We start from the raw sequence: 12,677 nt of genomic DNA, 5'->3' as shown, positions 1-12,677 counted from the left end.
ATGAAAGAAATTTAATTTTTTTGTTAGAATATAAATTATAATATAAAGAGGTGAAGCAATTGAAAAATTTTATAACAATAAAAGAAAATATAATACATGAAACCATTATAAACAAATCAAGATTTATTACACACTTATATAAAGTTGATAGTGAGGAAGAAGCGAAGGATAAAATCGCAGAAATTAAGGCGCTTCATAAAGATGCAACGCACAATTGTTCAGCCTATACAATCGGTGATAGTCACCAAATTCAAAAAGCAAATGATGACGGTGAACCAAGCGGAACAGCCGGCGTACCGATGCTTGAATCATTGAAGAAAAATGAAATTCATAACGCTGTTGCTATCGTAACACGCTATTATGGAGGTATCAAACTTGGTAGTGGCGGTTTAATTCGCGCTTATCAAGGTGGAGTGTCCGATGCAATACAGGAAACTGGTAAAGTCATCTATAAAAATGGACTGATTATTAAAGCAACATTACCATATGAAAATACAGGAAAATTCGAACATAGCTTAGATGAAAAGTTTGTCATAATGGATAAGACATATACGGATAAAGTGACTTATGATATTCAACTCGTCGTACAGGACAAAGAATCTTTTATTGATTATGTTACGGAGCTTACACAAGGTAATCCCGAAGTCGAAATTGCCGACGAACTCATGTTACCTTTTGATATATAAAAAGAACGCTGCAAAAATACAGCGTTCTTTATCTTTTTATGATACTTCTCATGAAATTCAGCAGCGGTTGATGTGAATCATCAATTAAACCAGTGAATTCCACTATCAATTCAATTGTAATTATCAATAAAATCACAATAATGATGGCACCCCACACACTCGATAAATATAGGATAATCGAAGCAACACTGAATAATGCTGCAATTGAATAGATTAATAAAACTGTTTGTGGGTGCGTGTAACCTAGCTCAAGCAATTTATGATGCAGATGTGACTTATCCGCCTGCATGATTGGCTTGCCTTGTCTATATCTGCGAATCATCGCAAACGACATATCAATAAATGGCACAGCGAGTATAATAATCGGGAAGAACAATGAGATTAATGTAATATTTTTAAAGCCGAGCAAACTTAGTACACCAATAATAAACCCTAAAAGTAAAGCCCCATTATCACCTAAGAAAATTCTTGCTGGGTAAAAATTATATCTCAAAAATCCTAGTAATGCTCCAATTAATACACTACATAACATCATGATAAATATATTTTGCTGGATAATTGCGATAAAACCAATTGTAGCAAGTGCTATACCTGATACACCTGTCGCTAACCCATCCAGACCATCAACTAAGTTAATCGCGTTCGTTACTGCAACAATCCATAATATCGTCATCGGAATGCTGAATATGCCGAACTGAATGACGATTCCAAATGGTAAAGTAATTAAATCTAATGTCACACCGTGATAAACTACAATTGAAGCTATACAAATCTGTCCAATGAGCTTTACAATCGCAGGTAAATCAACAAAGTCATCAACAAGTCCTAATAATTGTATAAGTATTGCCCCGATAACAATCGGCACTATTTCTTTTTCTACTGGCTGCCCAATCCACATACCAACTAGGAAAGCACATAAAATGACAACGCCTCCTAATACAGATACAGGCTTTTTGTGGACCTTTCTATAGTTCGGTTTGTCAACCGCACCTATCAAGTAAGAAACTTTTATCACTAACGGTGTTAACAATAAAGAAAATACCGCTGATATTAATATTAATTTTATCGTGAGCATGAGTACACCTCGTAAGTTCAATTCTTCTTAATAATATCACAATATGCGATGTTATCAATTATAATCTATAATAAGTAACAATTGACTATATGCGTGTTTTATTCCATAATAATACGGTTAAGATCTCTTTTCGACACTAATAAATTTATGGTAAAGCTAATGCTTTACTTATTTTTTTGAAAAAATGGGGATGAAGTTATGAAAATGAACAGAACAGTTATGGATGTAATTTACACATCTATCGGATCAATTATTGTAGGTATCAGCTATAATTTATTCCTGCTTCCTGGAAAAATAGCAGCTGGTGGTATATCAGGTTTAAGTACGATATTGAATCATCTATTTAATACTGACCCTTCTCTAATACAGTTTATGTTCAACTTACCAATATTCATTGTTGGATGGATTACTTTAGGGCGAGCATTTAGCTTAAAAACATTAATCGCAACGTTTATCGTACCACTGACTATCTTTTTAACGCAAGGTCTCGTAAAGCACGGTCCGCACGATGCATTACTTGCATCACTATACGGAGGTATTGTTCTCGGAATCGGGCTTGGAATCGTTTACCGCGGTAATGGTTCAACTGGTGGAACTGCTACACTTGCACAAATCGTCAAGAAATATACAGGGCTTTCCAGTGGTTTTTCTCAATTCGTTGTTGATGCATTCGTCGTTGTATTCAGCGCGTTTGTTTTTAATTTCGAACTAGCTTTATATGCACTGATTTCTATATTTGTAACGAGTAAAGTCATCGATATCGTACAATTGAGAACAGGTGATAATAAACTTGTATTCATTATTACTTCTAAAGAAGCAATCGTTACAAATTTAATTCATGAAAAAATTGAGAGAGGTGTAACTTCTGTCAATGCTTTTGGAGGATATAACCGCGAAGGTAAAACATTACTATTTTCAGTGATGGAACAAAACGAAGCGATTTACTTTAAACAGCTTATTACCGAAGATGAACCGGATTCATTCGTTATTTTCATTAACACTTCTGACATTATCGGCAGAGGGTTTAGTACTGCGAAAGTTTATCGTTCTAAATAGAGAGGAGTATTATTATGATAGAAGCTATTATTTATAATGTAGCTGTGACTGTGAGCGGTATCTATCTGTTTCATCGCATACAGTTTTTTGAAGAACGTGAAGTTGTCTTTAAAAAACCATATATCACATTATTGATGACGATCATCGCAATTTTATTAATGACTTATCCGATTGAGTATAAAACAATTTCATTCACGTTAATGTTTGTCCCACTACTCTTTCTAGGAAGATTTACAAATTTTCTTTATACGATGTTTAGTGCTGTTATTTTAATGATTATCGATATTTATATAATACATTCATCGTTAACAAATGCGCTCTATATTGTAGTAATCGCAGCAGTTGTCAGCACTATCGGACCGTTTATTAAATTACAGGATGTACAGTCAATACAAGTATTAAACTTTATAAGTGTCATTATCATTGGTTGTTATTCTTACTTTTTTAATACATTTATTTTAAACGAATGGCTTTTACTTATTATTTCAAGTTTCATACTATCTTTGAGTTCAAGCGTTATGTTTGCAGATATTTGGCGCGTACAGAAAATGTTAAGTCGATATAATAAGGAACATATTATAGATTACTTAACAGGTTTAGGTAATGTCCGTGCATTTGACCGTTATTTAAATAGTGTCAGCAAACAAGCCTCTGAGCAAAAACAATCTTTATCATTACTTTTAATTGATATTGATGACTTTAAAGAAGTGAATGATAAATTTGGTCACGATGCAGGTGATGCCGTGCTCAAGCAGATGACACAAGTGCTCAAAAACTACGTTCCTGTAAACTCAAAAATATATAGAAATGGTGGAGAAGAGTTTTCAGTTATCTTCAGTGATAAATCACTGGATGATACAGTCAAATGCGCAGAGAGTATTAAAAATGGCGTCATTAACTCCACATTCCACTTACAGAATAGAGAGATTATTCATTTAACTGTAACAATCGGTATCGGCTACATTCCAAGGTCTGAAATTAAAACGCATCGCAAAATTTTCAAAGAAGCGGATGAAATGTTACACGCTGCAAAAAACCAAGGTCATGATACTATAATGTTTAATCCAATCATTAAATAACAAAGGAGACTAAAATGATATCGAATCAATTGTACGATGAGCAAAAAGTAAAAGAAGTTGCGATGTTAGCAGGAAAAATATTACTTGAGTCTGGTGCGGAAACGTATCGCGTTGAAGATACGATGACACGTATTGCTGAATATTACGGATTGCATCACACACATAGTTTTGTAACGCCCACAGCAATCATTTTCTCTCTGAATGATAAAAGTTCGACGCGCCTATACCGCGTATCTGATCGTACGACTGACTTAGAAAAAATTTCCGAAGTAAATGAGATTTCTCGTGCAATTACATCTGGTAAAGTAACATTACAAGCCGCGAAAATGTCGTTAGATATACTTGATAAAGCGAATCTGCAATTTAAGTTCTGGTTAAAAGTATTATCATCTGGATTAGTATCTATGTTGTTTCTATTTATGTTTAAAGGTCATATACAAGATGCACTCCCCGCCTTTATTAGTGGCCTTGTTGGCTATTATATTTGTGAACAGATTGGTTACTACTTTAAAATTAGATTTTTTGCAGAATTCGCTGGTTCCGTTGCAATCGCATTAATCGCAATTGGATTTGTAAACTATTTCTTCAGCAGCTCTATAGATAAAATTATTATTTCAGGTGTTATGCCACTCGTACCTGGTGTGCCGATTACTAATGCAATCCGTGATATGATGGCCGGACAGCTTATTGCCGGTATCACTAAAGGTGTTGAAGCTGCACTTACAGCATTTGCAATCGGTGCAGGTGTAGGTGTCACATTCATTATCTTTGGAGGGATATCATGATTTTATTCCAGGCATTTATCAGTTTCTTTGCGACTTTATTTTTCGCAATTCTCTTTAATGCACCGAGAAAATTATTAATAGCATGTGGATTTGTCGGTGCTGTAGGATGGGTTGTTTATTATATCGCAAATATGAATGGTTTATCCGATGCAGTCAGTATATTTCTCGGTAGTTTTTCACTCAGCATATGTGCACATATACTTGCACGTATTTACAAACGTCCTGTCATTATCTTTAACGTGTCTGGTATTATCCCTCTCGTACCAGGTGGTGTCGCATATGACGCGACAAAAAATTTAATCATTTCAGATTTCAGTGAAGCGATTATTAAAGGGAGCCAGGCCACATTATCCTCTGGTGCAATAGCCTTTGGTTTAGTCACTGCCGAAATGCTATTTTTAACTGTAATGAGAACATATAAACATTTGAAAGCTAAGCAAATAAAGCATAAAAATCCTTAAAACATGATATTGTGTTTTAAGGATTTTTACTTTTTATATATTTAAGTATAAAATAATAGTATCAACATTCAGGGGGTATACATAATGAAAGACAAACTAATAGAAAGACTTACTTCATATGTCACTGTAGACACACAATCGGATGCATCAAGTCCATCAACACCTTCTACAATGAAACAATGGGACTTAATCAATCAACTGAAAGCAGAAATCGAAGCTTTAGGGCTAGAAACAGATATTGATGAATATGGATATTTATTTGCGACGTTACCAGCTAATACAGATAAAGAAGTTCCGGTAATCGGTTTACTTGCACACGTAGATACAGCTACTGATTTTACAGGTACTAATGTTTCTCCTCAAATAATCGATAATTATGATGGAAATGATATTACATTAAAGAGTGGTTTAAAAATTGAAACACATAAATTTCCAGAACTCTCATTATATAAAGGGCATACTTTAATGACGACAGACGGTACAACTTTACTCGGTGCCGATAATAAAGCCGGTATTGCTGAAATTATGACAGCAATCGAATACTTAATTGCACATCCTGAAATTAAACACGGTAAAGTACGTTTCGGATTTACACCTGATGAAGAAATCGGACGTGGTCCTCATAAATTTGACGTGAAACGCTTCGGTGCAGACTTCGCTTATACAATTGATGGTGGGCGCCGTGGTGAACTTCAATACGAAAGCTTTAATGCTGCAGGTGTTACAGTTAATTTTAACGGTGTTAATGTTCATCCAGGTAGTGCAAAGGATAAAATGGTAAATGCATTAAACTTAGCGGTGAAATTCCAGTCTTCTTTACCATCACGCGAAGTACCTGAGCATACTGAAGGTTATGAAGGATTTTATCATCTCATGGATTTAAACGGTAACGTTGAACACGCAACACTTGATTACATCATTCGCGACCATTCAAAAGAGAAGTTCGAATCACGAAAAGAGACAATGAGATCTTTAATAAAAGAAATTCAAGATGAATATGGTATACATTCAGCTGACATCGAAATTAATGACCAGTATTATAACATGGGAGAAAAAATCACTCCGCACAAGCAACTTATCGACATTCCTTTAGAAGTCATGAAATCATTAAATATTGAACCAATTGTCGAACCAATTCGTGGTGGTACAGACGGTAGTCAATTATCATATATGGGACTTCCTACACCAAACTTATTTACAGGTGGCGAGAACTATCACGGACCATATGAATATGTATCAATAAACGATATGGAATTATCGGTGAAAAATATTGTCGGTATACTTGAATTATTTGAAAGAAAATCATAATAAAAAACCTGAATGATTACATAAGTAATCATTCAGGTTTTTTAATAACGTTTAATACATTCTGCACAGCTTGTTGTAACTGTAATCCAATTTGTATATCTTCCGTTTGCTCAGTGAATTCTGGATAAATATTCAAAGTAACAACACTGTCTTTTATATGGTGAGATACATATTGCTTTCCACCTGTTAAATAAATATATCGTTTCTCAGGATGAACTCTTTTATTAATTTCCTGTACGATTAATGAGCCTGATGTTTCTTCTTTGCTACCGCCACCATAAATAATAAGATCCGCCTCATTCAGCAACGTTTCAATATGTGTTCGTTCAAATATTAACTCAGCTGATGTTCTAACTTGTGCATTAAAACACTGTTCAAATATTGTACGTAATGCACCACCATCGCCACCGTATGGAGACTTCGTAAAATCAATTTGCGATTCCTTTAGTTGCTGAAGAAAATACCAGATACTATTATCAAGTTGCTGTTTCGCTTCAAATGAATAATCCTGCGCCGCTATATGGCTTTTCTTACCATAATTATGATATGCATTATCTGAAACGATTTTAAAAGTCACTTCTTTCAATCGTTCATCTAAATCTTCCAGGTTAACATAACGAACATGTTTCAGCAGACCTTGATGCATATAACTGCTCATCACTTTATGTTCACGGTCGTAAAATTTTGCACCTAATGCTTGTAGCATACCGGCCCCTGCGTCAAATACCGTGACATTTCCAAGTGAGACGATGAAATGTTTATGCCCCATATCAATACCATTTAATATTAATTGTCCGAGTCCGTATGATGATGTCCCTTCAGGCTTAGTGCTGTTTAGAAATTCACCTGCATCTATAAGCATCGTTGATTGTTCTACACTCGCAAATTGAATTTCTTCTGCTTCCAGTTGACCATTCATAACTGTACGATGAAATTTCGTACCACGCTCCCATGAAAGCAATGCATCTATCATATTTTTACGGCTTTCAAAGAGTGGTACCATTACAACATTCGTGTTTTCATCCTGAATTCCATCATATACATATTGATTCGCATGGTGTGAATATAAACGATCAAAAAATGTGTCCATCGCGATTAAAATTTTCATAGTACTCCTCCTAAATAAAACTGGGACAATTAGTTGTCCCAGTGTACTTCATTCAACTTATCAAATTATATTACTCTTCTGCTTTTGAAAGATTGGCAATTGTAATGTTTCGATGGCTATCATGCCATTTAACTGTTTTATTCGTGAAATAAAATGCTTGTGGTGATTCATGTTTTACATTCGTCTGCTCAGCAATATAATCTGAAAGCGCTCTTGCCTGCTGGACAATTAAATAATATCCATTGATGTCTCTTTCATACATAAAGTTTTCAAATTGATCATATGCACTAAGAGAAACCGGGCAAGTCTCTGAATGTTTCAATAAATATACATTCGTTTGTTCTTCTATTAAATTTTCGAACTGTTCGATTGTATTGATTTTTATCATCATCTTAATTTTCCACCTATCTGTGTGTTCAAAGATAAAATATATCACGCTTCTAAATTTTTAGCAATCTGCTTAATTTTATTTATACCCCTATAATTAGTAATTAGTCATGATATAATAAAATAAATAAATTTTTTGGAGGAGATTATGAATCAACGTTTTCCGATGAAACGCTGGACATTTATCGATACAATTAACCTATGTTTATTCATTTACGTTATTTTATTTGTTATCGATTTTAAAAACCATAGCGGACTATCATTCATTATTATCGCAGCCTTTTTAGTATGGGTTATTACAGTGATTTCAAAAAATATTATAATCACTAAAAATCAAAAAGAACAAGAACAAAACAAATGATACCTCGAATGGTATCATTTGTTTTGTTCTTCTAATTTTCTAAGCGCTTCGTAATACTTTTCATCTATCGTCTGTATATATTTAGTATTTTGTAATATATCCTGAATCGGCATATTCTGAAGTTTCGCTTCAATATCCATCGCTACTTTACGTTCTTTATAGTAATTGATTAAACTATAATATATTTCAATTGTAGCCTGCCTCACAGCAGTTACATTTTTATCTGTAATTTTCGTACGATTCAGTTTATCTACATTAGATTGAATAAACGGTATTAAAGATTTTTCAATATATTGTTGCTTTGCTTTTACTGGTTTATCACTTGAGAGATACTCTATCTTTTCCTTTAAAGCATCGCTATTTTCTCGAATCACTTTATTCAACGCTTCAAACTCTTTAATAGCTTTTTGATTATTGCCAACTTTACCTGCATACCTCTCACTTAAAGATTTATTCTTTTCAAATACTTCAGTATATTTAAGTATCTTTTCATTAGATACTATTGATTGATTAAACAACTTCATGTATTGATCCAGATCTTTGATGAACTGCTTTTTTTTGTTCAAGTTTTGTTTATAAATATTATGAACTTCCTGAACTTCTGAAGTTTCAGGTTTTACCTTTTTAACTTTTTTTTCATACGTCTCTAATTGCGGTTTAATTTTCTTTTCAATTGACTGTTCTATGGACTTCAGTTTCTTTTTCTTTTCTTCTGTAACTTCAGCACCTAACAGTTGATCTGCTTTATCCAACCCTAATTTATCTATTTCGTTAACGAGCTTCTTTTCTTCTGATTGTACATCCTGCATCTGAGCATTATAATCATTTATATCAGCACTTACTTTATTACCACATGATGCAAGAATTACTGATATACTCATTATTAAATATATAAATATATTATTTTTGTTCATATCGGCTCTCCTTAGATATCATTATTATACCTAAAATTACGCTGAATGAAAACATGATTTATTTTTTGACTTATGAAAGGATACTATAAATGAAAAACAGACCGCAAAATTTATTAAATGAAAATACACAATATTATAAGGAAAGATATGAACAAATTAATCAAAAATTACTGAATTTGCTTGATACACCAGTAATCAGAACATATCATATCGGTTCAACTGCTATAGAAGCTGCATATACTTCAGGTATTATAGACATACTCGTTATCGTAAATCGACTGCATGAAATTACGACACTGGATGAAAAACGTCTGAACTTACTCGGATTCTATCGCCTGCATCACCCTTATAAAAAGAAATGCGTATTTGCAGAGTTTGATAGTTTAAAAACATTGAATGAACGCATCCGTCTGCACATCGTTGAACAAAATAGTAAAAAAGCGCGTGACTATTTAGATGGACATGCATTAATCTCTAAAAACACGATACTATATAATCAATTCAAACAAAATTTAAATGAAAGTTTAACATTAAAACAGTATGAAGATGAAAAATCGTCATGGTTTCGTAAATCTCTTTCTGTATAATTGTACCTTCGTTTGCTATAATGGTGATTGAATTCAATGAAAGGGCGAACAATTATGGAATTAAACAATGTTGTTGAGCAGCTGAAGGTAACGATTCAGCCTGAACATATAAAAATAAATGAACCGCTAAAAAAATACACGTATACTAAAACAGGTGGAAACGCCGATATTTATATTACGCCTACGAGTGATAATGAAGTACAGCATGTATTACGTGTTGCAAAACAAAATAATTTGCCTGTAACGTTTTTAGGAAATGGTTCAAATATTATCATTAGAGATGGTGGCATTAGAGGTATAGTCATTAGTCTACTTGGCGTTACTAAAATTGAGGTTAATCATGATACGATAACTGCAGGTAGTGGTGCTGCGATTATCGAAGTCAGTCGTACTGCACGTGACTATCACTTAACCGGTCTTGAATTTGCCTGTGGTATCCCTGGATCTGTCGGTGGAGCTGTCTATATGAACGCAGGTGCGTATGGTGGAGAAGTAAAGGACGTAATCGTCAATGCAAAAGTCATTAATCATGAAGGTGAAATGATGACGCTAACGAAAGAAGATCTGGCACTGGATTATAGAACGAGTATTATACAGCAGGAACAATATGTCGTACTTGAGGCAACATTTAAATTACAACAAGGTGACTTAAGTACGATTCAGTCTCAAATGGATGTATTAACAGAACGCCGCGAAACGAAACAACCGCTTGAATATCCTTCTTGTGGGAGTGTATTCAGACGTCCACCTGGCTACTTCGCCGGAAAACTTATTCAGGACGCCGGTCTTCAGGGGCATATAATCGGTGGCGTTCAAGTATCTGAGAAACATGCTGGATTTATCGTTAATATTAATAACGGTACAGCAACAGACTACGAACTGATGATTGCACATATTCAAAAAACTGTATTTGAATCATCTGGGATAGAGCTTGAACCAGAAGTAAGAGTAATCGGTGAACCTTCAGAACAATAAAAACGATTGTCCAGAATACGGACAATCGTTTTTATTTAATTTCAAATGAAGTTTCTTCATGTACATGAAAATCTGGTTTTTTCTCTGCATGAGCAGTTACTGTATATTTACCTGTCTCACTAAATGTAAATTTCGTTTCGTATTCTCCTGATTTACTTTCTTTCAGATCTATCCATTCTGTTTTACCTGATGGTGTTTTCACTTCATATCTCTTCACTGAAGCGTCTGAAAGTGGTTTACCATGTTCATCCATTACATGCATCATTAATGTCGTTTCTTTATCTTTCTCTGCTTTAATATCCATTATATGAATCATACCTGCTTGATGATGTTCGTGGTGGCTATGCTCGTGAGCAGCTTCACCAATCGTTATTTCTTTATTCGGCATAGTATGCTGGTTAAATGCTGTTACATGACTAATAATGTTATAAGTGCCATCTTCTTTAAATGTATATGTAAACGTGTAAACGCCATCTTTCGCTTCTTTTACTTTTTCTTTAACAGAATTTTTAGTATCGCCATCTTTAATTACTTCAAACATTACTTCATCTGCATCATTTACTTTTTCTTTTCCATGTTTCACGAGCGCTTTAATTTCTACTGCCTTCCCCTTCTCTACATGTTCGGGTACAGTTAAATCGACTGTTAATTTCTGCACTTTCTCATCTGACGTTGTTGCATGATTTTCATGTCCTTCTTGCCCTTCTTTTGTTTCTTCTTTGCCACATGCTGCTAATGCAACCGTACATAACCCAATCATCAATAGTTTTTTTGTGCTCATAATGTTCCTCCTCAATAATTATACGCTTACAATTATGTCTGTTTTATAAATTTCTATCAATGTCCAATTTGTGACAAATACTGTAATTAAAAAGAGCTCGCGACATTTGTCACAAGCTCGTCAAATATTAAGATTCAAACTGGAAGTCTTCGTCCGTTAACGGTTCTACATTTAATGCGATAACGTAACCGTCACCTTTAACGCTGAAGAAGTCATGGTTTTTCGTTGATGTGTTCAGTGCATTCTCAATAATCGGGTTAAATCCTTTTTCTTCGAAGTATGGTTCAAACCCTAAATTGGCTAATGCTTTATTACCATTATACTGAACGTAGTTGAGCACATCTTCAGTTAATCCTACACGATCATATAACATCTTTGTATATCTTTCTTCATTTGCATATAGTTCTTTCAGTAAGTCATACATTTCTTTATCTGCTCGAATTTTCTCATCTTCTGTCATCTCATTACGTAAACTTTGTGCATCCAATCCAGTAAATACTCCGTGAATCGATTCATCCAGTAAAATTTTACGGATAATTTCTCCACTCGTCGTCATTCTGCCTTGTCCAGCTAAATAAAGTGGATAATAAAATCCACTGTAGAATAAGAATGTTTCTAAAAATACACTTGCAACACGCGCCATATACTGATCATAAATAGATGCATCTTTGTCCCACAACTTATGATATCTTGATACGATTTTTTCTGATTTGAATTTTAAATGTGGCTCATTAACAACCCAGTTATCCAATAAGTCATTCGTTTCTGAAGATGGTAGTAACGTTGTAAATATATGTGAATAACTTTTCGCATGAATTTGCTCCATCATACCCATAAATGAATATACAGCTTTCTTTCTTAAATCTTTCGTATGTAATCCAATAAGTGGCATACCATCGTCTGCCTGATGCGTGTCTAATCCAGTAAGTCCTGCAAGCGCATGATTAAATGTAAACTTCTCATCATCAGTTAACTCTTTCCAGCTTGCGATATCTTTTGATACTTTAAATTCGGATTCTACCCACATTTGTGAGATGTTCTGTCTCCAGAACATATTCGTCATATCTTCTTGTGTATTCCAGTTTACAGCTATCATAATTTCAGTCCTTTTTAT

At 34.1% G+C, this 12,677-nt stretch carries 15 protein-coding genes; 9 read left to right on the top strand and 6 right to left on the bottom strand.

What is annotated here, in order from left to right; genetic code table 11:
• Positions 1–59: 59 nt before the first annotated feature.
• Positions 60–686, top strand: coding sequence for a YigZ family protein (locus tag LAU42_RS02920; RefSeq protein ID WP_224184200.1), 627 nt, complete (start codon positions 60–62; stop codon positions 684–686).
• Positions 687–714: 28 nt separating this feature from the next.
• On the opposite strand, the gene LAU42_RS02915 is transcribed toward LAU42_RS02920, so the two are convergent.
• Entirely contained in the window at positions 715–1,761 is a 1,047-nt protein-coding gene (locus LAU42_RS02915; RefSeq protein WP_224184199.1) for a glycosyltransferase family 4 protein, read from the bottom strand.
• A gap of 198 nt (positions 1,762–1,959) precedes the next feature.
• Between LAU42_RS02915 and LAU42_RS02910 the strand changes: the two genes are divergently transcribed.
• The 5 genes from LAU42_RS02910 (at position 1,960) to pepT (ending at position 6,450) form a co-directional block, all read left to right on the top strand.
• Entirely contained in the window at positions 1,960–2,817 is an 858-nt protein-coding gene (locus LAU42_RS02910; RefSeq protein WP_224184198.1) for a YitT family protein, read from the top strand.
• 14 nt (positions 2,818–2,831) lie between these two features.
• Positions 2,832–3,896, top strand: a complete 1,065-nt coding sequence (gene gdpS / locus LAU42_RS02905; protein WP_224184197.1) for a GGDEF domain-containing protein GdpS — start codon at positions 2,832–2,834, stop codon at positions 3,894–3,896.
• Positions 3,897–3,910: 14 nt separating this feature from the next.
• Positions 3,911–4,681, top strand: coding sequence for a threonine/serine exporter family protein (locus tag LAU42_RS02900; protein WP_224184196.1), 771 nt, complete (start codon positions 3,911–3,913; stop codon positions 4,679–4,681).
• Positions 4,678–5,142: a threonine/serine exporter family protein gene (locus tag LAU42_RS02895; RefSeq protein WP_224184195.1), complete on the top strand. Its 465-nt coding sequence runs from the start codon at positions 4,678–4,680 to the stop codon at positions 5,140–5,142. The genes LAU42_RS02900 and LAU42_RS02895 overlap by 4 nt, the downstream gene beginning before the upstream one ends.
• A gap of 84 nt (positions 5,143–5,226) precedes the next feature.
• A complete protein-coding gene (pepT, locus tag LAU42_RS02890; RefSeq protein WP_224184194.1) occupies positions 5,227–6,450 on the top strand; it encodes a peptidase T in 1,224 nt (407 codons plus the stop codon).
• A 28-nt stretch (positions 6,451–6,478) separates the two neighbouring features.
• On the opposite strand, the gene LAU42_RS02885 is transcribed toward pepT, so the two are convergent.
• Both LAU42_RS02885 and ytxJ read right to left on the bottom strand, forming a co-directional pair.
• Positions 6,479–7,558 (bottom strand): glycerate kinase, encoded by a 1,080-nt coding sequence (locus LAU42_RS02885; protein ID WP_224184193.1) that lies wholly within the window; start codon positions 7,556–7,558, stop codon positions 6,479–6,481.
• Between the two features lie 70 nt (positions 7,559–7,628).
• Positions 7,629–7,949, bottom strand: a complete 321-nt coding sequence (gene ytxJ, locus LAU42_RS02880; RefSeq protein ID WP_224184192.1) for a bacillithiol system redox-active protein YtxJ — start codon at positions 7,947–7,949, stop codon at positions 7,629–7,631.
• A gap of 144 nt (positions 7,950–8,093) precedes the next feature.
• On the opposite strand from ytxJ, the gene LAU42_RS02875 reads away from it, so the two are divergent.
• Entirely contained in the window at positions 8,094–8,306 is a 213-nt protein-coding gene (locus LAU42_RS02875) for a hypothetical protein (RefSeq protein ID WP_224184191.1), read from the top strand.
• A gap of 14 nt (positions 8,307–8,320) precedes the next feature.
• Here the strand turns inward: LAU42_RS02875 and LAU42_RS02870 are convergent, their stop codons facing one another.
• A complete protein-coding gene (locus LAU42_RS02870; RefSeq protein WP_224184190.1) occupies positions 8,321–9,220 on the bottom strand; it encodes an EMYY motif lipoprotein in 900 nt (299 codons plus the stop codon).
• An 89-nt stretch (positions 9,221–9,309) separates the two neighbouring features.
• Here LAU42_RS02870 and LAU42_RS02865 point away from each other — a divergent pair, with 89 nt between their 5' ends.
• Both LAU42_RS02865 and murB read left to right on the top strand, forming a co-directional pair.
• Positions 9,310–9,807: a GrpB family protein gene (locus LAU42_RS02865; RefSeq protein WP_224184189.1), complete on the top strand. Its 498-nt coding sequence runs from the start codon at positions 9,310–9,312 to the stop codon at positions 9,805–9,807.
• A 54-nt stretch (positions 9,808–9,861) separates the two neighbouring features.
• Positions 9,862–10,782, top strand: a complete 921-nt coding sequence (gene murB, locus LAU42_RS02860; RefSeq protein ID WP_224184188.1) for a UDP-N-acetylmuramate dehydrogenase — start codon at positions 9,862–9,864, stop codon at positions 10,780–10,782.
• Positions 10,783–10,813: 31 nt separating this feature from the next.
• On the opposite strand, the gene LAU42_RS02855 is transcribed toward murB, so the two are convergent.
• Both LAU42_RS02855 and nrdF read right to left on the bottom strand, forming a co-directional pair.
• Positions 10,814–11,563, bottom strand: a complete 750-nt coding sequence (locus LAU42_RS02855) for a FixH family protein (protein WP_224184187.1) — start codon at positions 11,561–11,563, stop codon at positions 10,814–10,816.
• A gap of 127 nt (positions 11,564–11,690) precedes the next feature.
• Positions 11,691–12,659 (bottom strand): class 1b ribonucleoside-diphosphate reductase subunit beta, encoded by a 969-nt coding sequence (gene nrdF, locus LAU42_RS02850; RefSeq protein WP_224184186.1) that lies wholly within the window; start codon positions 12,657–12,659, stop codon positions 11,691–11,693.
• Positions 12,660–12,677: the final 18 nt, after the last annotated feature.

Origin of the sequence: Macrococcus armenti (assembly GCF_020097135.1) — a bacterium.
Lineage (GTDB): Bacteria > Bacillota > Bacilli > Staphylococcales > Staphylococcaceae > Macrococcoides > Macrococcoides armenti.
This window is presented reverse-complemented; position numbering and strand designations above follow the sequence as displayed.